Consider the following 283-nt stretch of genomic DNA (forward strand, 5'->3'; position numbering starts at 1 on the left):
CGAAGACAAGTTCCTGTTCCTGACCGAAACCGGTTCGAAGAGCGTGCCGGTCTGGGCATTGCCGGATAACTTCAAGAATCACGGTAACTACGTGATCAGTCTCGCGAATGTGACGCGCTGGCTGGGTCAGCAGGCTGAGGCGCTAGGTGTGGAGATTTTCCCGGGCTTTCCTGCGGCTGAAATCCTCTATAACGACGACGGTTCGGTCAAAGGCGTCGCCACCGGCAACCTGGGGATCGGCAAGGACGGTGAACCGACCGAGAACTTCCAGCTCGGCATGGAG

The 283-nt window shown here is 58.3% G+C and carries 1 protein-coding gene; it reads left to right on the forward strand.

The genetic code is table 11. From position 1 onward, the window contains the following. A partial coding sequence (locus P0D68_RS35565) for an NAD(P)/FAD-dependent oxidoreductase (protein ID WP_408303754.1) occupies window positions 1-283 on the forward strand: 283 nt, incomplete at both ends.

The organism is Paraburkholderia sp. RL17-380-BIE-A (assembly GCF_046028085.1).
In the GTDB taxonomy this organism is placed as follows: Bacteria; Pseudomonadota; Gammaproteobacteria; order Burkholderiales; family Burkholderiaceae; genus Paraburkholderia.